We start from the raw sequence: 21,970 nt of genomic DNA, 5'->3' as shown, positions 1-21,970 counted from the left end.
ATCCCCGCGTCTGGGGTTTGCCTTTATATGGATCTCCGCGCCGAAGTTCGGCGCTTGGCTTGACGCAATCGCACGTGCCGCGAGCCCATTATGGGCACAGCAACGACGTAACGCGTCCTTTTTGGTCCAGCCGGTCCCAAGTCTGACCGGTGTCCTGAAGGGAAACGATATGTTTTCTGTTACGCACGCTGCGATGCATCTTCATCGCAATCTCGTCTGAGGACCGTGCCGGCTAGACCGGCCTGATCCCAGCCTCACCGTGCCCCTGCGGCCCCGCGCCGCCGGTGACGGTTTCCTGCGTTTCATCCTTGTTCAAGACGTCACATTCGCAGGCAACTGCGGGTGTTAGGAGGGTTGCCCGATGAGCCATATCCGTCCCCGTAACACGACTGTCACCGCCCTGCGCCGCACCGGTCCGGCTTCGGTCTATCAGCTGTCGGTGGATGAGGTCGTGTTCGCCGGCCGGCCCGAGGAGGCGATTCACTGCCTGCGTCCGGCCGTGCTGCAGGCGACGGCCGCGCGCTTCGTCGCGGAGTTTCGCGGCGACGTGCTTTATGCCGTGAAGTGCAACCCGGACGCCGATGTGCTGGCGGCCCTGTGGGATGGCGGCGTGCGCCATTTCGACTGCGCATCGGCGGCTGAAGTCGCCCTCGTGCGCGGGCTTTTCCCCGAAGCCGTCATCCATTTTATGCACCCGGTGAAAGCCCGCTCGGCGATCCGCGAGGCCTATTTCCGTCATGACGTGCGTGACTTCGTGCTGGACAGCGCAGCGGAGCTTGCGAAGATCATGGCCGAGACCGGGCATGCCCAGGATCTCGGCCTGGTCGTACGTCTGGGTCTGCCGAAGGGCAATGCGCTTTATGACCTGTCGGGCAAGTTCGGTGCGTCGCTCGAGGAGGCGGTCGCACTGCTGCGCGCTGCGCGTCCGCTTGCCATCCGGCTTGGCGTCTCGTTCCATGTCGGTTCGCAATGCATGGAACCGCTCGCCTATCGGCGTGCGCTGGCGCTGGCCGGTGAAGTGATCCGCGCGGCGGGTGTCGCGATTGATATCATCGACGTCGGCGGCGGTTTTCCGGTGAGCTATCCCGATCTGGAGCCGCCACCGCTCGGCGCCTATTTTGCCGAAATCGAGGGCGCCTTCGACGATCTGGACGTGGCAGGCGCGCGCCTGTGGGCGGAACCCGGCCGTGCGCTGGTGGCCGCCGGCAGCTCCGTCGTCGTGCAGGTGCAGGCTCGCCGCGGTGACACGCTCTTCGTCAATGACGGGGTCTATGGCAGCCTGTCTGACGCGGGTGCCCCGGGCTTTCGTTTTCCGGTGCGCATGATCCGCGACGGGGGTGCGCCCGCATCGGCAGCGCTGGAGGCTTTCGCCTTCTTCGGCCCGACCTGCGACAGCGCCGACTATATGAAGGGCCCCTTCTACCTGCCAGCGGATATCGCGGAAGGGGATTGGATCGAAGTCGGCCAGCTCGGGGCCTATGGCGCCTGTCTCGCGACCGAGTTCAATGGTTTCGGCTGTGCCGAGACGGTGGCCGTGCGAGACCAGCCCATGCTGCAGACACCCGGCCATCCGGGAGACGACATGCTTGATCTGGCGGCCTGACCTGTCGGCTTGACCGGGCGGCCGCCCTCTTCAGCGGGGCGGCCATTCTTCTCTGACCGTCTTCTCACTCGGGAGCTTTCATCCGTGCAGCACGTTTCTTTTTCTGGCCGCCTCGTCATGGTCGGCTGCGGCAGCATCGGTCAGGGGGTTCTGCCTCTGCTGCTGCGGCATATCGGCATGGCGCCGGCCCAGGTGACGATCGTGAATTCCGATGAGCGCGGCCGTGCCGTGGCCGAAGCCATGGGCGTGACCTATCTGGTCTCCCCGCTGACGCGCGAGAATTTCCGCGTGATCCTGACCCCGATGCTGGGCGAAGGCGATTTCCTGCTCAACCTGTCGGTGGACGTCTCCTCGGTGGCGCTGATCGCCTTCTGCCGCGAGGTCGGCGCCCTGTATCTTGATACCTGCGTTGAGCCCTGGGCCGGCGGCTATACCGACACCTCGCTTTCGGCCAGCGCGCGCTCCAATTACGGTCTGCGGGAATCGGCGCTTGCTTTGCGCGAGGGCGGCAATGACGGTCCGACCGCGCTCATCACCCATGGCGCGAACCCTGGCCTCGTTTCCCATTTCGTGAAGCAGGCGCTGCTGAACCTGGCCCAGGATACGGGTCTGGTGACGACGGTGCCGACGACCAAGGCGGAATGGGCGGCGCTCGCCCAGACCCTGTCGGTCAAGGTCATCCACATCGCCGAGCGGGACACCCAGGTCGCGAATATCCCGAAAGAGCGCGACGAATTCGTCAATACCTGGTCGGTCGATGGTTTCGTGGGCGAGGGCTGCCAGCCGGCGGAACTGGGCTGGGGCACGCATGAGACGGTCTGGCCTGCGGATGCGCGCCGGCACGATTTCGGCTCGGGCGCCGCGATCTATCTGGAGCGCCCGGGGGCGTCCACCCGCGTGCGCACCTGGACGCCGCTGGAAGGCCCGTTCCATGGCTTCCTGATCACCCATAACGAATCCATTTCGATCGCCGACTACTACACCGTCAAGAATGGCGAGGACGTCACCTATCGCCCGACGGTGCATTACGCCTATCACCCGGCGGATGACGCCGTGCTGTCCGTGCATGAACTCGCCGGCAAGAACTGGGAGATGCAAAGCCGCACGCGCCTGATGATGGACGAGATCATTTCGGGCACCGACGAACTGGGCGTGCTGCTGATGGGCCATGCCAAAGGCGCCTATTGGTATGGCTCGCGCCTCACCATCGACGAGGCCCGCAGCTTGGTTCCCTATAACAATGCGACCAGCCTGCAGGTGACGGCGGCGGTGCTGGCCGGCGTGATCTGGGCGATGGAAAATCCGCGCGCCGGCATCATCGAGCCGGACGGTATCGACCATGAGCGCGTGCTCGAGATTACGAAGCCCTATCTGGGTGAAGTGGTCGGCGTCTATTCCGACTGGACGCCCCTGCAGGACCGCGGTCGGCTGTTCCCCGAGTCTGTCGATACGAACGAGCCCTGGCTGTTCGGCAATTTCCGCGTCGTCTGAAGTGGCTGCCGCAGGGCTTGCGATACCCGCCCCAGGGCGGGTATCAAGGGCTTATCTGGGCGGGCGTAGCATAGTGGTAATGCTCTAGCCTTCCAAGCTAGCTAGGAGGGTTCGATTCCCTTCGCCCGCTCCAGTTTCATTCCCTCAGAACCGCGTTGGCCCGGACCCAGAGGGTGAAATCCACGTCTGCAATGTCGTGGGCCGCCATGTTCAGCATGGTGATGACGGCATCAGCGTCGCTTGCTACGAAGGCAAAGCCATTCAGGTCCAGGAAAAGTTCCATGGCGACATAGGCCGTGCGCTTGTTGCCGTCGATGAAGGGATGGTTGCGCGCGATGGCGATGGCATAGATGGCCGCGAGCTCTGCCGTATCAGGCTCGCTGTAGCCGGCCCGGTTAATCGGGCGGGCGAGGGCGCTCTCCAAAAGGCCCTCATCCCTGATGCCGGAGGCGCCCCCATGTTCGCGAAGCTGCTCGTCATGGACGGCGAGAACGATCTGCCGGCTGAGCCAGACCGTCATTTCGCAAGCTCGCGCAAGACGGCCCGGCGTTCCTTCATGATCCGGCGCGCAACGGCCATTTGTTCCTCGAAGGTAGGGTCGCTTGGAGAAAGCCGCAGCCCCTCCGCGGTTTCGACCGCATAGAGTGTGTCACCCTTGGTGACGCCCAGTTTGGCGAGCTGCTCCTTCGGGATGACGACACCGACCGAGTTGCCGATATTCACCAGCTTGAGCGCGACCATGGCGACCTCCTGTTTGCACAGGCGTTATAACATCATTGCCTTCGGCTGGTGGAGTCTTTTTGCGGCATGTCGCCGTGCATAGTGTGCCGGCTAAATCGGGCGGGCTTTGTCTGCTGCATACGGGAAGGGAGGGTCGGCATGGCAATTCCATCCGACCAGGATTTGCTCAGTGCGCGGCAAGGCTCCGCTGCAGCCGCGCGATAGCGCCGGGCAGGCCGCGCACCTTCAGCACCCGGCCGGTTTCGTCATACTCTTCGGACAAGACCCGCGCGCTTTCATAGACCTCGCCGATCAGTCCTTGTTTCGCATAGGGCAAAACCAGCACATCCTCCACCATCGCCGCCTCAAAGAACGCGATGATGGTGTCCCGCAATGCACTCACATCTTCAGGCGCGTGAGCTGAGAGCAGGATCGCGTCGGGGTGCTTCTCCATCAGGGCCGCGCGCCCAGCAGCATCCACCCGGTCAAGCTTGTTGAGCACGAGGCGGGACGGCACCGCATCCGCCCCGATGTCACGCAGGACTTTGCGGCTCACGTCCAGCTGCGCCTCATAGGTCGGGTCCGATGCATCGACCACGAACAGCAGTAGCGAGGCTTCCAGCGCTTCTGCCAAGGTGGAGCGGAACGAAGCGACCAGGTCATGCGGCAATTGTTTGATGAATCCGACCGTGTCGGAGACAAGCACGCGGGGACGCGTCTCCGGCTGCAGGATGCGCACGGTCGTGTCGAGGGTGGCGAACAATTTGTCCTCGACCAAAGCCTGGCTCCCGGTCAGCGCCCGCATCAACGAGGATTTGCCCGCATTGGTGTAGCCGACCAGTGCGACCCGCAGCTGGTCGCGGCGCGCGGAGCGGCGCTGGTCGCTATCGCGTTGCACCGCTTCCAGCTGGTCCTTCAGCTCAGAGAGGCGGTCCCGGATCTTGCGGCGATCGAGGTCCAAGGCGCTTTCGCCGGCGCCCGGGCCTTGCTGCCGCCCGCCTCCCGACGAAGATTCCCGCATGCGGGGGGCCACGTATTTCAGACGCGCCAGCTCCACCTGTAGCTTTGCCTCGCGGGTATTGGCGTGGCGGTGGAAGATCTCGACGATGACGCCGGTGCGGTCCAGCACCTGGGCGCCGGTCGCGCGCTCCAGATTGCGGATCTGGCTGGGCGAGAGTTCCTGATCGACGATGACGAACTCGGGCTTGCGGACGGCGTCCAAGCCTGGCTCAGAAGACTCGGGTTCGTCTGCCTGAACCGCCGCTTCGACGCCTTCAAACCGTCGCCGGGCCTTGGATTTCGGTTGCAGCAACGCCATCGAGCTGACCACGCCCGTGCCACCGGTCAGCGCTGCCAGTTCCGCAAGCTTGCCGCTGCCTAGCAGCGACCCGGCGCCGGTACCCTCGCGCTTTTGCGAGACTGTGCCGACAACCTCGTAGCCCAGTGTCTTCACCAGGCGCCCTAACTCCTCAAGGCTGGCTTCGTGTGCGACGTCATCGACGTCGGACGTCTGGATGCCGACGAGGACGGCAAGCGGGATCGGTGGTTTGGTCTCCATGGATGGTCAAATAGCACGGATAGGTCCGAAGCGTGGAAGTCACGCCTCTCGACCCAAGATCGGCGCGTGATTACGGCCATGGAACCTTTTGGAAAATCCCGACCCCGCGTGAACCTCTTACGGCGTGCCGCCCTTTCGGCCTGCAGCGGCGCCGAGGCGGAGACGCAGCGCCTGCAACTTGATGAAGCCCTGCGCATCGACCTGATTATAGGCGCCCTGGTCATCCTCGAAGGTCACGACCTTCATGGAATAGAGGCTGTTCGGGCTTTCGCGGCCGATCACCGTCGCATTGCCCTTGTAGAGCTTTAGCGTCACGCGGCCGGTGACGGAGGCCTGGCTGGTGTCGATCAGCGCCTGCAGCATCCGCCGCTCGGGGCTGAACCAGAAGCCGTTATAGATCAGCTCGGCATAGCGCGGCATCAGGCTGTCCTTGAGATGGGCGGCCTCCCGGTCCAGCGTGATGCTTTCGATGCCGCGATGGGCCGCGAGCAGGATGGTGCCGCCCGGCGTCTCATAGATGCCGCGGGACTTCATGCCGACGAAGCGGTTTTCGACGAGGTCAAGCCGGCCGATACCGTTGGCTTTTCCGAGCGCGTTCAGCTCGGTCAGCAGCGTGGCGGGCGACAGCGCCACGCCATTGATCGCGACCGCATCGCCCTGATGGAAGTCGATGGTGATGGTGGTCGCCACATCGGGTGCCGCTTCCGGGCTGATGGTGCGCTGATAGACGATCTCGTCCGCCTCGACTGCGGGGTCTTCGAGAATTTTTCCTTCCGAAGAGGAATGGAGAAGGTTGGCATCGACCGAGAAGGGCGCCTCGCCGCGCTTGTCCTTCGTCACTTGAATCTGGTTCGCCTCGGCGAATTCGATGAGCTTGGTGCGGCTGGTGAGGTCCCATTCGCGCCAGGGTGCGATGACGGTCACATCCGGCTTGAGCGCGTAATAGGCGAGTTCAAAGCGGACCTGGTCATTGCCCTTGCCGGTGGCGCCATGGGCGACCGCATCGGCGCCGACTTCCTCGGCGATTTCGATCTGGCGCTGGGCGATGAGCGGGCGGGCGATGGAGGTGCCCAGCAGATACTGGCCCTCATACAGCGCATTGGCCCGGAACATCGGAAAGACGAAGTCCTTCACGAAAGTTTCGCGCAGGTCGTCCACGAAAATCTGCTTTACGCCGGCCAGCTCGGCCTTACGGCGGGCAGGCTCCAGCTCCTCGCCCTGGCCCAGATCGGCCGTGAAGGTCACGACCTCGCAGCCGTAGGTCTGCTGCAGCCATTTGAGGATGACGCTGGTGTCGAGCCCGCCCGAATAGGCGAGCACCACTTTCTTCACGGATTTCGCGGCCATGTGATGTCTCCGGTCACTATCGATTGTGCAGAGGCATAAGCGTGGGCCGGGGTGGCGACAAGCGTCTCCATCGCGATATGGATACGCATGAGCAAACGGCGTCGCTTCCGAAGGTTTTTCGCGGTTCTGATACTGCTGCTTCTGGTCCTGGCCGGGGGCTGGACCGCCATCTGGTATCTGGTCGCAGGCCAGCTGGCGGATCGGCTGGCGAGTTGGGAGCGATCGGCCACGGCCGCAGGTATCACCATCCGCCATGATCCGCCTGTGCGCACGGGCTGGCCGATGGCCGCCGGCATCCGGCTGACGCATGTCTCCGTCCAGGGCGGCGAAGCTTATCTTCCAGGCGGCGGCTCGTGGCAGGCCGATCAGGTGGTGCTCGCCCAGGATATCCGTCATGTCCATGACCTTTTCATCGGCATCGACGGCCGGCAGTCCGTGACGATCGGCCACAGGCCCCCGATCGCCTTTCAGGCACAGAAAATGGCGGCGCTCGGGGCTTTGCTGCCGGGGGGCGGGCTCGGTCTGGTCCAAGGGAGCGCCTTAGCGATCCTCGCCGCCTGGCCGGCGGGTGGGGGCGCGGTTCAGCCGGTTTCAATCGCGTCTGTTGCGGCGGCGGTGAACGCCGATGATGCGTCGCTGACCGTGGCGGCGCAGCTGCATGGCGTCGGCCTGCCGCGGTCGCATATGGCCGCGCTCGGCAATCCGGCGCTGCTGTCCTTTGACGCGGTGGTGGCCGGGACAGCCGCTGACCCCCGGCTGACGCTGCGTGCCTTGACACTCGAAGACGGGCCGCTGGTGGTGAAGGCGACCGGCCGGTTCGACCGCGCCGTTGATCGCAGGCCGCGCGGGAACCTCGCGGTGACCGCCACGGGGCTGGAACAGGGGTTGCAGCGGCTGGCGGCGGGCAAGGTGATGACGATGGCCGAGGCGCGCGCCTTGGGCGGGGTCGCGGCCCTGGTGATGGCGCCGAACCGGCCTGCGTCACTCACGCTGGATGACGGTCTCGTCAGGCTGGGGCCCATTCCCTTGTTCCGCTGGCCGCAGTAAAGGCGGAATTGCCCCGATTGGCAGGGTTCAATGCACAATCACGGATAGCGAAACCGACACCGGCGCCTTAAGTGAGTGGGCATGAACGATCTTCCCGCCTTTCTGGACAGTGGCCGCCCCAATATCCCGGATATCGTCGTCCCGCACGGCGTGACGCCGTTCTTTCTGCCCGACCGGCCCGTGCGCGGCCGCTTGGTGCGGCTTGGCCCCCTGGCCGACGCTCTGCTCAGCCGGCACGCCCATAACCCGCATGCCGTGACCCGGCTGGCGGGTAAGGCTCTGGCGCTGACGGCGGCACTGGCGACGGCACTGAAATATTCCGGCACCTTCAGCCTGCAGGCCAAGGGCGACGGTCCGGTCGACCTGCTGCTGACCGATTGCACCGAACAGGGCACGCTGCGCGGCTATGCCCGCGGCGACGCTGACCGTCTTGCGGCGCTTGGGGATGCTGACGCCGCCACCGATGCCGATTTGCTGGGCAAGGGTTATCTGGCCTTCACGGTTGATCAGGGGCCCGAGACCGAGCGCCACCAGGGCATTATCGCGATCGAAGGCCCGGACCTCGCGGACATGGCGCTGCACTACTTCACCACCAGCGAGCAGTTTCAATGCGCCATCCATCTGGCCTGCGCCCAGACGGCGCACGGCTGGCGGGCAAGCGCGCTGATCCTGGAGCGTATCGCGGCGGGCGGCGAGGCCAATCTGCCGCTTTCGATGGAAGCGCAGGACGAAAGCTGGAATACGGCCGTGACCCTCGCGTCCACCATTACCGAGGCCGAACTTCTGGATGACAGCCTGGCGCCGGAACGCTTGCTGTACCGTCTGTTCCATACCGAAGGCGTCGCCGTCGATCTTGCCCGCGCCTTGGGCTACGGCTGCCGCTGCTCGCGCGCCAAGCTGACGGGCATTTTGGAGCAATTCACGCCCGATGAGCTGGACGAAATGGCCTTGGGCGACGACATCACCATGACCTGCGAATTCTGCAACATGGATTTCCGCTTTCCCCGTGCCGATCTCAGCGGCCAGCCGGCCGCGCGCCCGCAATAGGAGAAGACCTTCGTGAGACGCTCGATGTTCCGCCATCTGCTGCTCGGTGCCGCGCTGACGACGCCACTTCTGCTCGCCGGCTGCGGCGGGGATGAAGGCGTGCCGCAAAGCTTTCCGCCGCTGCGCTACAACTATCTGGCGCCGATCTCGCTCAATGTCGCCGCCATCCAGACGCGGGTGAATTTTGCACCGATTCAGAACGGCGCCGATCTTGACCCGATGAGCCCCGAGGCCCCCCTGCAGGCCGTGCAGCAGATGATCCAGGATCGCCTGGTGGCAGGTGGCAGCGGCGGCACGGCGGTGATCACCGTCAACAGCGCCTCCATCAATCAGGTCACCGATACGGCAGTCGGCAATATCTCGCTTCGCCTGGAGGTGATTTCGGCTGATGGCCGGTCGCGCGGCTATACGGATGCGAGCGTTAGCCGCACGCGCACCATGCCGTCCGATACCAGCCAGGCGGCGCTGCGCGCTTTCCTTTATGCGATGACGCAGGATCTGGTGAATGCCGAGAATGTCGAGCTTGAGTATCAGATCCGGCAGAACCTGCCGCGCTGGATTCTAGGCGGCGGTTCCGCCGTGATCGGCGGTCCGTCCGGTCCGACGCCGGTGCAGGCAGTGCCGCTGAGTGGTCCTGGCGCGCCTGTGACGGGGGCTGCCGTGCCGCTGACAGCGCCGCTGCCGCTGGGCGCGGCTCAGCCGGCGCCTGCCATGCCGTCCATGCCGGGCATGGTGATGCCGGCGCCGGCTGCAACGCCGGCCATGCCGGATGCCGATACGATGCCAGGTGGCGATCTTGGCATGCCGCAGGGCAATCCGGTGCCCACCGACCAGGATCTGTCGGCGCCGGCTCTACCCGGTGCGCCGACCTCGCTGACGCCGGCAGTGCCCGCCGCTTCGGGGACGATGCCGCAGTTGGTGCCGGTGCAGCCGAATGGCACCATGACCGCCGCTCCGGCAGCAGTCGCTCCGACGACGGCTGCTCCGGCACCGGCGACGTCCGCGGCCACGCCTGCCCCGAGCACCACATCCGCCTCGGGTAGTTCGTCCGGCACGCTGCCGCCGCTGCCGCCGACCATCACGCCGTAGCTTAACTCACTGACTTTTAACGTCTGACTGCATCCCGTCATGTCCGCTTGGCGGCCATGACGGGTGTGCCGGACGCCTCTCAGCGCGCGGTGCCGCCGATGGTGAGCCCCGCCATTTTGAGATGCGGCTGGCCGACGCCCACCGGCACGCCCTGGCCCTGCTTGCCGCAGGTGCCGATCCCGGGATCAAGGGCCAGATCATTGCCGATCATGGTGACTTTGGTCAGCGCATCAGGACCATTGCCGATGATGGTCGCACCCTTCACCGGGGCGCCGAGCTTGCCGTCCTCGATCATATAGGCCTCGGAGGCCGAGAAGACGAACTTGCCCGAGGTGATATCGACCTGCCCGCCGCCGAAATTGACGGCGTAAAGGCCGCGCTTGACAGAGCGGATCATCTCCTCTGGCGTGTGCTGCCCATTGAGCATGATCGTATTGGTCATGCGCGGCATTGGCGCATGGGCATAGGACTGGCGGCGGCCATTGCCGGTCGCGCGCATATTCATCAGCCGCGCATTGAGCCGGTCCTGGATATAGCCCACGAGGATGCCGTCCTCGATCATGACCGTGCGGCTGGTGGGCGTGCCCTCGTCATCTACCGTCAGGCTGCCGCGGCGGTCGGGCAGGGTGCCGTCATCCACCACTGTGACGCCGGGACTGGCCACCCGCTGGCCGAGCAGGCCGGCGAAGGCCGAGGTTTTCTTGCGGTTGAAATCGCCTTCCAGCCCGTGGCCAATCGCCTCATGCAGCAGAATGCCGGGCCAGCCGGAACCGAGCACGACCTCCATCTCTCCAGCGGGCGCCGGCACGCTGTCGAGATTGAGCAGAGCCTGACGCAGCGCCTCATCGGCGGACGCGCGCCAGACGGCGCTGTCCATGATTTGAGCATAGGAGAAGCGGCCGCCGGTGCCGTGACCGCCGGTCTCCCGCCGTCCGTTCTGCTCCACCACCACCGAGACATTGAGGCGCACGAGCGGCCGGAGATCGGCCACCCGGGTGCCATCGGCGCGCAGGATCTGCACGGCCTGCCACTCGCCATAGAGCGAGGCCATGACCTGTGTCACCCGCGGATCGAGCGCGCGGGCATAGGCGTCAATTTCTGAGAGAAGAGCGGCGCGAACCGCGAATTCGGTGGTGCGGAGCGGATTGTCGCCGCTGTAGAGGCGCTGGTTGGTCGCCTGCGGGGCCGCCATGAACTCGCCCGAATGGCCGGAGCGGACGGCGCGGACGCTGTCGGCGGCGCGGTCCAAGGCAGCCTCGGAAATCTCCCCGGCATGGGCATAGCCGGTGGCCTCGCCCGAGACAGCGCGCAAACCGAAGCCCAACGCAGTGTCGGAGCTTGCGGTGCGGATGCGCCCGTCTTCCAGCGCCAGAGCCTCGCTCTCCCGGTATTCCAGGAAAAGCTCGCCGTCATCGGCGCCGGTCAACGTGTCCTGCACCAGCCGTTCGGCGGCGCTGCGGTCAAGCGCGCTGCCGTCCTGGCCGAAGAACAGGCCGTCGGTGGTTTCCAGTGGGTTCGCGGAGGGCAGCATGATCGGGGAACCTTTTAACTGACGGGCGCAAAGCCCCTGACCGCCAGATGTGGCGATGCCAGGGGCCTATTGCACCATCTCAGTCCCCAAGCCCGCAAGCATTCACTCATGCGGCGCTTGCGCGGCAGGATCAGTGCAGGGTGAGATCGACGTCGATATGGCGGAAGCGGGCGGGGGCGATGAGGCTGCCGGCGTGGCAGACGCGGACGGAATGGAGACCGCCCTCCAACTCGCGCGTCCAGAAATCCAGAAACCGCCGGAGTGTCGGGTATTGCGGGGCCAAGTCCATCTCCTGCCAAATATAGGTCTGCAGCACGCAGGGATGGTCAGGGAGACGATAGAGGATTTCCGCAGTCGTCAGGCGAAAGTCACGCAGCTGGAGAGCCAGGCTCATTCTGTCATCCTTGCGGTTGGAAATGGGGCTGTCGATCACCAATGTCACGCTGAGGGTGTCCGGGTGGCGGGCCGGCTTGGCACGCGATCACCGCAAACAGGCCGAGGATGGCAAATTCATCAATCTGCCACAAGAAAAAACGCAATAAGATCAGTGCATTAGCACTCAACACGGGAGAGTGCTGCCGAAATCATTGACACTGGGGAGGGGAGCGTCTAGATCGCTGGCACTCTCATGCAGAGAGTGCCAAGACCCGCAGGCCGGTGCCGCTTTTGGGCCGCCCGCGTGTTCAAAGCTCAACACCCATTCAGGAGCGATCCGAATGAAGTTCCGTCCGCTACACGACCGCGTTGTTGTCCGCCGCCTTACCGCGGAAGAGAAGACTGCCGGCGGTATCATCATCCCCGACACCGCTAAGGAAAAGCCGATGGAAGGCGAAGTCATCGCCGTCGGCGCGGGCGCCCGCAACGAGCAGGGCGCGGTTGTCGCGCTCGACGTGAAGGCCGGTGACCGCATTCTGTTCGGCAAGTGGTCGGGCACCGAGGTCAAGATCGATGGTGAAGAACTCCTGATCATGAAGGAGTCCGACATCATGGGTGTGATCGCCTAATCACGCAGAGGCGGCCTGATGGGCGCCTCGCCTAAAACGATCCTGTCTCTTTTTTAGAAGGACGAAGTCCAATGGCAGCGAAAGACGTTCGCTTTTCCACCGATGCCCGCGCCCGCTTGCTGCGCGGCGTCGACATCCTGGCCGATGCCGTGAAGGTGACCCTGGGTCCCAAGGGCCGCAATGTCGTCATCGACAAGAGCTTCGGCGCTCCGCGCATCACCAAGGACGGTGTGACGGTCGCGAAGGAAATCGAGCTGGCCGACAAGTTCGAGAACATGGGCGCCCAGATGGTGCGCGAAGTGGCCTCGAAGACCAACGACCTCGCCGGTGACGGCACCACGACGGCGACCGTGCTGGCCCAGGCCATTGTGCGCGAAGGCCTCAAGGCCGTTGCCGCCGGCATGAACCCGATGGATCTGAAGCGCGGCATCGACAAGGCCGTTGGCTTGGTCGTCACCGAGATCAAGACCCGTTCGAAGAAGATCAACTCCCCGTCCGAGACCGCCCAGGTTGGCACCATCTCCGCCAACGGCGAGGCCGATATCGGCGAGAAGATCTCTGAAGCGATGCAGAAGGTCGGCAACGAGGGTGTCATCACCGTCGAAGAGAGCAAGGGCATTGAGACCGAGCTTGATGTCGTCGAGGGCATGCAGTTCGACCGCGGCTATGTCTCGCCGTATTTCATCACCAATCCAGACAAGATGGTTGCCGATCTCGACAACCCCTACATCCTGATCCACGAGAAGAAGCTCTCCGGCCTGCAGCCGATCCTGCCGCTGCTGGAAGCCGTCGTGCAGTCCGGCAAGCCGTTGCTGATCATCGCGGAAGACGTGGAAGGTGAAGCTCTCGCCACCCTCGTCGTCAACAAGCTGCGTGGCGGCCTGAAGATCGCGGCCGTGAAGGCTCCGGGCTTCGGCGATCGCCGCAAGGCCATGCTGGAAGACATCGCCATCCTCACCGGTGGTCAGGTCATCAGCGAAGATCTCGGCATCAAGCTTGAGACCGTGACGCTGAACATGCTCGGCCGCGCCAAGAAGGTGCTGATCGAGAAAGAAAACACCACGATCGTCGAAGGCGTGGGCAAGAAGGAAGACATCGCCGGCCGTTGCGCGCAGATCCGCGCTCAGGTCGAAGAGACGACGTCTGACTATGATCGCGAGAAGCTGCAGGAGCGTCTGGCGAAGCTCGCCGGTGGCGTCGCCGTGATCCGCGTTGGCGGTTCGACCGAAGTCGAGGTGAAGGAGCGCAAGGATCGCGTTGATGACGCGCTGCATGCGACCCGAGCCGCGGTTGAGGAAGGCATCGTGCCAGGCGGCGGCGTGGCGCTGACGCGCGCGTCCACGATCCTGATCGGTGTGAAGGGCGACAATGCCGACCAGACCTTCGGCGTCGACATCATCCGCAAGGCCATTCAGGCACCGCTGCGCCAGATCGCTGAGAATGCCGGTGCCGATGGCGCCGTCATCGCCGGCAAGATCCTGGAGAAGGACGAGTACAACTGGGGCTACGACGCGCAGACCGGGGAGTTCAAGGACCTGGTGGCCGCCGGCATCATCGACCCCGCGAAGGTCGTGCGCACGGCGCTGCAGGATGCGGCGTCCGTTGCCGGTCTGCTCGTGACGACCGAGGCGATGGTTGCTGAGCGTCCCGAGAAGAAGTCCCCGGCTGGTCCGGGCGGCGCGCCCGGCATGGGCGGCATGGGCGACATGGACTTCTAAGACTGCAATATCGCCGGGGCGGGATCATCCGTTCCGGCGATTTTTCCGTTTTAGTTCGGGAACAAGGGGCAGGCCCAGTCTGCCCCTTTTTCTATGGCCGGACTGGGAATTCCATAGTGATTGACAAGCCCTGCCGTTTTCTGCATGGCTAATGCGCATTCAAATTCTGGCCTCCCTTGTTGCGCCTCTGTCTGGCGGCGTCGTCAAGTCTATAAGGCCCGATTGTTGCGGCGCGCGGTTTATCGAAGACGGAGATGGGTACAGCTATGGCGATCGGCACTGTGAAGTGGTTCAACACCACCAAGGGCTTTGGTTTCATTATGCCCCAGGATGGTGGCAAGGACGTATTCGTCCATATTACAGCGGTTCAGGCCGCTGGCCTTCGCGGCCTGAACGAGGGCCAGAAGGTTAGCTACGAAGTCGCCATGGAGCGCGGCAAGGCCGCCGCGACCAACCTGAAAGCGATCTGATAGGCCTGAGGTTCCGGTTCCTGCCGGGAGCCTGACAGGACCGTGCACGAATGAAAGGGCGCGCCTTGCGGCGCGCCCTTTTGTGCGGCGTGGTGAAGGGCCCGATTAGCCCAAAGGTTCGGTCAGCGTACCAGGCGCAGACGCGGGCGGCGGGCGGCGGTGAGGTCGCGGTAAATGGCGAGGTAGTCCTCTGCCATGCGGCGCGCCGTGAACCGTGTGTCGAAGGTAGCCCGTACCACATCCCGGGAGATTTCGGGCAGGTGGCGCAGTGCCGCGATAGCGCTTTTCTCGTCTTCGACGATGAAGCCTGTGACGCCGTCATCGATGATTTCCGGCACCGAGCCGTGATTATAGGCGATGACGGGCGTGCCGCAGGCCATGGCCTCGATCATGACCAGGCCGAAGGGCTCCGGCCAGTCGATCGGCATCAGCAGAGCCTTGGCACCGCTGAGGAAGGCTGGCTTCTGCGCCTCGTTGATCTCCCCGACCAATTCTACGCCGCCGCCTTCGGCGATCAGCGGTTCGATCACGGTCTCAAAATATTCCAGATCGACCTTATCAATCTTGGCGGCGATCTTCAGCGGAATGCCGGCGGCGCGCGCGATGCGGATGGCGCGGTCAGGGCGCTTTTCCGGGCAGATGCGGCCGAGGAAGGCAAGATAGGTCGGCTCAATCGCCTGCGGTGTCAGCAGATCTGCGGGCAAGCCATGCAGCACGGTCCCGACGTAATTCGCCTCCTTGAGCGGGCGACGCTGCGATTCCGAGATCGAAATCACATTCATCGGCGGCAGCTCGGCATAGACCGGCTTGAGTTCCGGCAGGTCGAGGCGACCATGCAGCGTCGTCACATAGGGAATATTGTGGCGGGCAAACAAGGAGGCCGGCCAATAGTCGAGATGGAAGTGCAGCACATCGAATTCGTCCGCCCGCTGGCGCACCCGTTCCAGAAGCATGGCAAGCGGCGCCAGGCTGTCGCGGATGGTCGGGTCAAGCCGGAGCGCCTGGGGCCAAACCGCATCAAGCTCGGCGCGGGTGACGCTGTCACCACTGGCAAACAGGGTCACTTCATGGCCGAGGTTGACGAGTTCCTCGGTCAGGTAGGAGACAACGCGCTCCGTCCCGCCATAGAATTTGGGAGGGACGGCTTCCGCGAGGGGCGCGATCTGGGCAATTCGCATGCTACTCTCTCCTGCGTCGCTTGGGCATCAGCCTTGCTCGGACAACAGATAAGAAGAGTTTCTGGCCATGCTGAGGCAAAGACCTGCCACACTTGCCGCAATTGACGATTGTGCCGCGGTAACACACGGAAATGCTTTGAAAATTATAAACGATCACAAGATGGTGCGACGCAGCAAGCAACAAAAAACCCGCCGGCAAGGGCGGGTTTTTTGCTATTGGTCACAGAAGGGCGAGGCTTAGAAGCCTTCACGCTCCAGACGCTTGCGCTCCATCTTGCGAGCGCGGCGGACGGCTTCAGCGGCTTCACGCGCGCGACGCTCCGACGGTTTCTCGAAATGACGACGCAGCTTCATTTCGCGAAAAATTCCTTCGCGCTGCATCTTCTTTTTAAGCGCCTTCAGCGCCTGATCGACATTGTTATCACGAACGAGAACCTGCACCTGGCCGCCTGCTCCATCTCATGGAATTGCTATAAAAGGTCGGGACCGCAAAAGCGTCTGCGCATCCCGGATCAGGCGGGCGCTATACCATGATCACTCGCCTGCTCCAAACGCTTTCCGTTTCACCTTCGCTGGAGCTGACATTGGCTATTCTTAAAATTGCCCGCATGGGCCACCCGGTCCTGCTGCAGATGGCACAGCCGGTCGAGGATATGACGGCGCCTGATATTCAGCGCCTGATCGATGATATGATCGAGACCATGCTCGATGCCGGCGGGGTGGGACTTGCTGCTCCGCAAGTCCATGTTCCGCTTCGTCTTTTCGTCTTTCAGGTGCCCCCCGGACGGGCCCAGGCCGACGAGGGAGAGGCGCCTGCCGATGCGCTGCCGCCGCAGGCGCTGATCAACCCCGTGGTCCGGCCCCGGGGCACGGAGCAGCGCCTGGGCTGGGAGGGCTGCCTGTCGATTCCCGGGCTGCGTGCGGCCGTCCCCCGCTTCGCGCAGATCACCTATTCCGGGTTTGATCGTGATGGCAGCCCGCTGGAACGTGAAGCAAGCGGACTCCACGCAGTGGTCATACAACATGAATATGACCACCTCGACGGTCTCCTCTATCCTATGCGTATGAACGATTTCTCCCTCATGGGCTTTAATGAGGAACTGGCACGCTTCCAGCCGGTTCTTCCCCAATAAGAAGGCCTGACCGATGACCGAGACCGCCGATCCCAGTGCGAATGGCGAGCAGCTGGCCGCGCTCGAAACGATGCTGCCGCTGGTGCCCATGCATGGTTGGACCAAGCGCGCCCTGGCGGAGGGGTTGCGCGATGCCGGCCGGGACAGCAGCGAGGCGGAGTGGCGCTTTCCCGGTGGCGCGCCGGAGATGATCGCGCTGTTCTTCGACCAGGCATTGTCCCGCGCAACGGCGGTTGCCGCATCGCAGGTGGCGAGCGAGATACGTCAGTCCAAAAGGGTGCGGGCCCTGGTCTCCAGTCTTCTGAGCGAACTCGGGCCGCATAAGGATGCCGTCCGCCGTGCCCTGGCCTGGCTGATCCTGCCGATCAATGCCCGGCGTTCGGCTCTCATTCTCGCTCGGTTGGTGGATGGCATCTGGGACGCGGCCGGCGATCAGTCCGAGGACGCCAGCCGCTATACCAAACGGGCGACGCTGGCCGCCATTTTGCTGCCGACGCTGCTGTTCTGGCTGTCGGACTTCGATTTTGACAGCGAGGCGACCCTCGCCTTCTTTGACAGGCGCCTGCAAGGGGTGGCCCGTATCGGCCGGTTTCGCGCCAGGATGCAGAGCGGCTGCCGCAGTATGATGGGCAGGCCGATGCGGCCTTCAGCCAGGGCCGCGGCATGACCGGGTCCTGTCGCCGATACCCTTTGACCCAAGGCTAGGATCGCACCATGCCCCGGGTCCGTATCGTTCACACGACCGAGTATTGCTACCGCAAGCCCGTGCAGCTCACGGAGCATCGGCTGATGATGCGCCCGCGCGACAGCCACGATCTGCGTCTGCTGGAGGCGACCCTCGGCATCATCCCGCCCGGGGCCAGCACGCGCTGGGCCCATGATGTTTTCAATAATTCCGTCTGCCTGCTCGACTGGCAGCAGGTGTCCACCCGCAAGCTGCGCATCGTCTCTCGGCTCGATCTCCAGCATTATCCGGTGGCGACCGAACTGCCGCTTGATCCCGCGGCCGAAATTTACCCCTTCCGCTATGCCGGCAATGAGTATCCCGACCTCAGCCGCCTGATCGAGCCGCATTACCCGGACCCGGATCGCTATGTTGAGGCCTGGGCCAGGAGCTTTTTGCGGAAAGAGGGCAATACGCCCACCTGGGAGTTGCTGATCGCCATGACCAAGGCGATCAAGGCCGAGTTCACCTATGAAGGGCGCGATGCCAAAGGCACCTATGGACCCTTGCAGACCCTGGCTGAGAAACGGGGGGCCTGCCGGGACTTTGCAGTGCTGATGATGGAAGCTGCGCGCTCGCTCGGCTTCGCAGCGCGTTTCGTCTCCGGCTATCTGTATGATGAGGCGCTGGTCGATAGCGTCGACCCCATGGTGGGCGGCGGCGCCACCCATGCCTGGTGCAGCATCTATCTGCCCGGCGCGGGCTGGGTGGAGTTTGACCCGACCAATGGACTGGTCGCGGGCCGCAATCTCATCCGGGTTTGCAGCGCGCGTGAGCCCTATCAGGCGACACCTCTATCGGGCGGTTATATCGGTGAGCCTGAGGATTTCGAGTCCATGACGGTCAATGTCGAGGTCACGGTAGGAGAGCCACAGCCCGCCTCTGGCAAGCCGGCTTCAGGGCCGGTCCCGGCCATGGGACAGCGCGAAACGCCGGTGCCGACCGCGCCCGCCGATGCGCCGGTCGCAGGCGAGACTGCGAAGGACCGACCCCCTGCCGCCGCGCGCGCGGCGGGGCGTGAGCATGACGAGAATTCTTTCGACGATCTCGACCTCACGACCCCTTGAGGTGGCGCAAAGCGCTCCCTACCTTCCTAACGTATGGTGGATCTGTCGCCTGTTGAGGGGCAGTTTTCACTCGTCGCCTGATTGAAGGGACATAGAGATCATGGACATCGAAAAATTCACCGAGCGGTCGCGTGGCTTTCTGCAGGCCGCCCAGACCATTGCTATCCGCGAATTCCACCAGAGGATTACGCCGGACCATCTGCTGAAAGCCTTGCTGGATGACCCCGAAGGCGCGGCCTCAGGCCTGATCCGCGCTGCCGGCGGCGATCCGACGGTCGCGCAGCGCGCCGTCGAGGTCGAGATTGCCCGGCAGCCCAAGGTGCAGGGTGGTGGCGCAGGTCAGCCGCAAATTACGCCTGATCTGGTCCGCGTGCTGGATGCGGCGCAGACCGCGGCCCAAAAAGCGGGCGATGATTATGTGGCGCAGGACCGGCTGCTGGTGGCGCTGGCCGCCAGTGACGGACCGGCGGCGCGCGCCTTGCGGGACGCGGGCGCTCCGGCCCAGGCGCTCGACCGTGCCGTGACCGATATGCGCAAAGGCCGCAAGGTCACCAGCCAGGCGGCGGAATCGACCTTCGACGCGCTCAAGAAATATGCCCGCGACGTGACCGAGCTGGCCCGCAACGGCAAGCTGGACCCGGTGATCGGCCGCGATGAGGAAATCCGCCGCACCATCCAGGTGCTGGCGCGGCGCACCAAGAATAATCCGGTTCTGATCGGCGAGCCTGGCGTGGGCAAGACCGCCATCGTCGAAGGCCTGGCCACGCGCATCATCAATGGCGACGTGCCGGAGGCGCTGAAGAATAAGAAGCTGCTGGCGCTCGATCTCGGCGCCATGGTGGCCGGCGCCAAATATCGCGGCGAATTCGAGGAGCGGCTGAAGGCCGTGCTGCAGGAGATTGAGGCGGCGGCCGGCGAGGTCGTTCTCTTCATCGACGAGATGCACACGCTGGTCGGTGCCGGCAAGGCGGATGGCGCCATGGATGCGTCGAACCTCATCAAGCCGGAGCTGGCCCGCGGCGCGCTGCATTGCATCGGCGCCACGACGCTCGACGAATACCGCAAGCATGTCGAGAAGGATGCGGCGCTGGCCCGGCGTTTCCAGCCGGTGTTCGTGGGTGAGCCTTCGGTCGAGGATACGATTTCGATCCTCCGCGGCATCAAGGAGAAATACGAGCTGCATCACGGCGTGCGCATCACCGATGGCGCGCTGGTGGCGGCCGCGACGCTCTCCAACCGCTATATTGCCGACCGCTTCCTGCCGGATAAGGCGATCGACCTGATGGATGAGGCGGCGAGCCGGCTGCGCATGCAGGTCGACAGCAAGCCGGAGGAGCTGGATGAGCTGGACCGCCGCCTGCTGCAGCTCAAGATCGAGCGCGAGGCGCTGAGGCGCGAGGAGGATGCCGCGTCGCGGGATCGGCTGGAGAAGCTCGAGCGCGAAATCTCCGATCTGCAGGAGCGGTCTGATGCCATGACCACCGCCTGGCGGAACGAAAAGGATCGTCTGCAGGATTCGCAGAAACTGAAGGAAAAGCTCGATCAGGCGCGCAGCGAGGTGGAAGTGGCGCAGCGCCGCGGCGATCTCGGCCGGGCTTCCGAACTGCTCTACGGCGTCATCCCGCAATTGGAGCAGCAGATTGCCGCCGGCCAGTCCGGCGAGGGGCGTCTGGTCAATGAGGCGGTGACGGAGGAGCAGATTGCCTCCGTCGTCAGCCGCTGGACCGGCGTGCCGATGGAACGGATGCTCGAGGGCGAGCGCTCCAAGCTGCTGCGCATGGAGGATGAGCTGCGCCATCGCGTGGTCGGGCAGGAGGATGCGCTGCGGGCGGTGTCCGATGCCGTGCGGCGGGCGCGGGCCGGCTTGCAGGACCCGAACCGGCCGATCGGCAGCTTCTTGTTCCTGGGGCCGACCGGTGTCGGCAAGACCGAGCTGACCAAGGCGCTGGCGGGCTTTCTGTTCGATGATGAGAAGGCGCTGCTGCGCGTCGATATGAGCGAGTTCATGGAGAAGCACGCGGTGTCGCGTCTCATCGGCGCGCCGCCGGGCTATGTGGGGTATGACGAGGGCGGCGTGCTGACGGAAGCGGTGCGGCGCAGGCCCTATCAGGTCATCCTCTTCGACGAGGTCGAGAAGGCGCATGAGGATGTCTTCAACATCCTGCTGCAGGTGCTCGATGACGGGCGTCTGACGGACGGACAGGGCCGGACGGTCGATTTCCGCAACACCATCATCGTGCTGACCAGCAACCTCGGCAGCGAGATTCTGGCGGCGCAGCCGGATGGGGAAGCGGCGGCCATGGTCCAGGGCCAGGTGATGAACATCGTGCGCAGCCATTTCCGGCCGGAATTCCTCAACCGGCTGGATGAGGTGATCCTGTTCCGACGCCTGCAGCGGGTGGATATGGCCTCGATCGTCGATATCCAGCTGCAGCGGCTGCGGTCCTTGCTTGCCGATCGCAAGATCATGCTGAGCCTGGATCAGCCGGCGCGGGATTGGCTGGCGGAGGAGGGCTATGACCCGGTCTATGGGGCGCGGCCGCTGAAGCGCGTCATCCAGCGGCAGTTGCAGAACCCGCTGGCCGGATTGCTGCTGGAAGGCGCCATTCATGACGGCGAGCCGGTCGCCGTCACGGCGGGCCGGGACGGTTTGATCATCAATGGCCGGCTGGCAGAGGCCGCGTAAGAAATGGCTAATCCCAGGCGGTTTGGCCTGGGATTAGCGCTTTCTGCATATCGAAAAGCTGACTACCAATAATTTTGCATAGGTCGCATTCCCGTCAGCAAGTGGCGATTTCCACCCCTGTTCGGCGCCTCCTGTGGCCTAGTAATCTGATATTGCTCAGGTTTTACGGTTTGTTCAGCCCATCATAGATTTGTCATGGAGGGTTGACGGGTTTGGGGTGTGGGGGTAGAAGCCGGGTCAGCGACGGGGTGCGGGGTTGAACGAGGCTTCTGGTTCTGCTAGAAGCTTTGCCCCTGCATCGGGTTGGTATCTTGGGTTGGTTTGGGTTTATCCGGGCTGGCGGTGAGATGTGTTCTTTGACAATTACATCTGGTTTGGAAGGGATATGTTGGTGGCGCCTGTTGGTGTTGCTGTCTGCTTCGGTGGGGAGTGATACTGGTTTGGGTTAGGTTTTTAGGTTGGTTTATATTTGGAGCCAATTTGAGAGCTTAGGCTTGAGCAGGCGTATGCTGATGTATCTTTAACATGATTCATTACGCAATACGCTGTGCGAGGCT

General features: G+C 63.9%; 20 protein-coding genes and 1 tRNA gene. 13 read left to right on the top strand and 8 right to left on the bottom strand.

Annotated features, from left to right (window positions below):
• The first annotated feature begins 361 nt into the window (after positions 1 to 361).
• From AC3G7M_RS02310 to AC3G7M_RS02300, 3 genes are all read left to right on the top strand, one after another.
• Positions 362 to 1,603: a type III PLP-dependent enzyme gene (locus AC3G7M_RS02310; RefSeq protein WP_489214110.1), complete on the top strand. Its 1,242-nt coding sequence runs from the start codon at positions 362 to 364 to the stop codon at positions 1,601 to 1,603.
• Between the two features lie 84 nt (positions 1,604 to 1,687).
• On the top strand, positions 1,688 to 3,094 hold the full coding sequence (locus AC3G7M_RS02305) for a homospermidine synthase (protein ID WP_489214109.1): 1,407 nt from the start codon (positions 1,688 to 1,690) through the stop codon (positions 3,092 to 3,094).
• 59 nt (positions 3,095 to 3,153) lie between these two features.
• A tRNA-Gly gene (locus AC3G7M_RS02300) sits at positions 3,154 to 3,227 on the top strand.
• A 3-nt stretch (positions 3,228 to 3,230) separates the two neighbouring features.
• Here AC3G7M_RS02300 and AC3G7M_RS02295 read toward each other — a convergent pair.
• The 4 genes from AC3G7M_RS02295 to AC3G7M_RS02280 form a co-directional block, all read right to left on the bottom strand.
• Positions 3,231 to 3,614, bottom strand: coding sequence for a type II toxin-antitoxin system death-on-curing family toxin (locus AC3G7M_RS02295; protein WP_489214108.1), 384 nt, complete (start codon positions 3,612 to 3,614; stop codon positions 3,231 to 3,233).
• Complete coding sequence (locus AC3G7M_RS02290) at positions 3,611 to 3,835, bottom strand: AbrB/MazE/SpoVT family DNA-binding domain-containing protein (RefSeq protein ID WP_489214107.1); 225 nt, start codon at positions 3,833 to 3,835, stop codon at positions 3,611 to 3,613. Before AC3G7M_RS02290 ends, AC3G7M_RS02295 begins: the two co-directional genes overlap by 4 nt.
• A gap of 166 nt (positions 3,836 to 4,001) precedes the next feature.
• A complete protein-coding gene (gene hflX / locus AC3G7M_RS02285) occupies positions 4,002 to 5,372 on the bottom strand; it encodes a GTPase HflX (RefSeq protein ID WP_489214106.1) in 1,371 nt (456 codons plus the stop codon).
• Positions 5,373 to 5,489: 117 nt separating this feature from the next.
• Complete coding sequence (locus AC3G7M_RS02280; RefSeq protein ID WP_489214105.1) at positions 5,490 to 6,719, bottom strand: argininosuccinate synthase; 1,230 nt, start codon at positions 6,717 to 6,719, stop codon at positions 5,490 to 5,492.
• Between the two features lie 87 nt (positions 6,720 to 6,806).
• Here AC3G7M_RS02280 and AC3G7M_RS02275 point away from each other — a divergent pair, with 87 nt between their 5' ends.
• The 3 genes from AC3G7M_RS02275 (at position 6,807) to AC3G7M_RS02265 (ending at position 9,902) form a co-directional block, all read left to right on the top strand.
• Positions 6,807 to 7,766, top strand: a complete 960-nt coding sequence (locus tag AC3G7M_RS02275) for a DUF2125 domain-containing protein (protein WP_489214104.1) — start codon at positions 6,807 to 6,809, stop codon at positions 7,764 to 7,766.
• An 81-nt stretch (positions 7,767 to 7,847) separates the two neighbouring features.
• The gene (gene hslO, locus AC3G7M_RS02270; RefSeq protein ID WP_489214103.1) at positions 7,848 to 8,813 is read left to right on the top strand and encodes an Hsp33 family molecular chaperone HslO; all 966 of its coding nucleotides are present in this window, start codon (positions 7,848 to 7,850) and stop codon (positions 8,811 to 8,813) included.
• A gap of 12 nt (positions 8,814 to 8,825) precedes the next feature.
• A complete protein-coding gene (locus tag AC3G7M_RS02265) occupies positions 8,826 to 9,902 on the top strand; it encodes an LPS-assembly lipoprotein LptE (protein ID WP_489214102.1) in 1,077 nt (358 codons plus the stop codon).
• Positions 9,903 to 9,981: 79 nt separating this feature from the next.
• Here the strand turns inward: AC3G7M_RS02265 and tldD are convergent, their stop codons facing one another.
• Together tldD and AC3G7M_RS02255 are read right to left on the bottom strand one after the other, a co-directional pair.
• On the bottom strand, positions 9,982 to 11,433 hold the full coding sequence (tldD, locus tag AC3G7M_RS02260; RefSeq protein ID WP_489214101.1) for a metalloprotease TldD: 1,452 nt from the start codon (positions 11,431 to 11,433) through the stop codon (positions 9,982 to 9,984).
• Positions 11,434 to 11,563: 130 nt separating this feature from the next.
• Complete coding sequence (locus AC3G7M_RS02255) at positions 11,564 to 11,827, bottom strand: usg protein (RefSeq protein WP_489214100.1); 264 nt, start codon at positions 11,825 to 11,827, stop codon at positions 11,564 to 11,566.
• A gap of 322 nt (positions 11,828 to 12,149) precedes the next feature.
• Between AC3G7M_RS02255 and groES the strand changes: the two genes are divergently transcribed.
• From groES to AC3G7M_RS02240, 3 genes are all read left to right on the top strand, one after another.
• Positions 12,150 to 12,437: a co-chaperone GroES gene (gene groES, locus AC3G7M_RS02250; protein WP_489214099.1), complete on the top strand. Its 288-nt coding sequence runs from the start codon at positions 12,150 to 12,152 to the stop codon at positions 12,435 to 12,437.
• 71 nt (positions 12,438 to 12,508) lie between these two features.
• The gene (gene groL, locus AC3G7M_RS02245) at positions 12,509 to 14,155 is read left to right on the top strand and encodes a chaperonin GroEL (RefSeq protein ID WP_489214098.1); all 1,647 of its coding nucleotides are present in this window, start codon (positions 12,509 to 12,511) and stop codon (positions 14,153 to 14,155) included.
• Between the two features lie 266 nt (positions 14,156 to 14,421).
• Positions 14,422 to 14,625, top strand: coding sequence for a cold-shock protein (locus AC3G7M_RS02240; RefSeq protein ID WP_227309180.1), 204 nt, complete (start codon positions 14,422 to 14,424; stop codon positions 14,623 to 14,625).
• Positions 14,626 to 14,747: 122 nt separating this feature from the next.
• Here AC3G7M_RS02240 and AC3G7M_RS02235 read toward each other — a convergent pair whose 3' ends face one another.
• Both AC3G7M_RS02235 and rpsU read right to left on the bottom strand, forming a co-directional pair.
• On the bottom strand, positions 14,748 to 15,803 hold the full coding sequence (locus AC3G7M_RS02235) for a glycosyltransferase family 4 protein (RefSeq protein ID WP_489214097.1): 1,056 nt from the start codon (positions 15,801 to 15,803) through the stop codon (positions 14,748 to 14,750).
• A 237-nt stretch (positions 15,804 to 16,040) separates the two neighbouring features.
• The gene (rpsU, locus tag AC3G7M_RS02230) at positions 16,041 to 16,244 is read right to left on the bottom strand and encodes a 30S ribosomal protein S21 (protein ID WP_141459012.1); all 204 of its coding nucleotides are present in this window, start codon (positions 16,242 to 16,244) and stop codon (positions 16,041 to 16,043) included.
• A 143-nt stretch (positions 16,245 to 16,387) separates the two neighbouring features.
• Between rpsU and def the strand changes: the two genes are divergently transcribed.
• From def to clpB, 4 genes are all read left to right on the top strand, one after another.
• The gene (def, locus tag AC3G7M_RS02225) at positions 16,388 to 16,936 is read left to right on the top strand and encodes a peptide deformylase (RefSeq protein ID WP_489215923.1); all 549 of its coding nucleotides are present in this window, start codon (positions 16,388 to 16,390) and stop codon (positions 16,934 to 16,936) included.
• A gap of 13 nt (positions 16,937 to 16,949) precedes the next feature.
• Positions 16,950 to 17,603: a COQ9 family protein gene (locus AC3G7M_RS02220; protein ID WP_489214096.1), complete on the top strand. Its 654-nt coding sequence runs from the start codon at positions 16,950 to 16,952 to the stop codon at positions 17,601 to 17,603.
• A 47-nt stretch (positions 17,604 to 17,650) separates the two neighbouring features.
• Positions 17,651 to 18,727, top strand: coding sequence for a transglutaminase family protein (locus AC3G7M_RS02215; RefSeq protein WP_489214095.1), 1,077 nt, complete (start codon positions 17,651 to 17,653; stop codon positions 18,725 to 18,727).
• 100 nt (positions 18,728 to 18,827) lie between these two features.
• A complete protein-coding gene (clpB, locus tag AC3G7M_RS02210; protein ID WP_489214094.1) occupies positions 18,828 to 21,413 on the top strand; it encodes an ATP-dependent chaperone ClpB in 2,586 nt (861 codons plus the stop codon).
• The last annotated feature ends 557 nt before the right edge of the window (positions 21,414 to 21,970 follow it).

It is taken from the genome of Acidisoma sibiricum, from assembly GCF_057837225.1.
The sequence above is the reverse complement of the archived record's forward strand: the minus strand, read 5'-3'. Positions and strand labels throughout refer to the sequence as shown.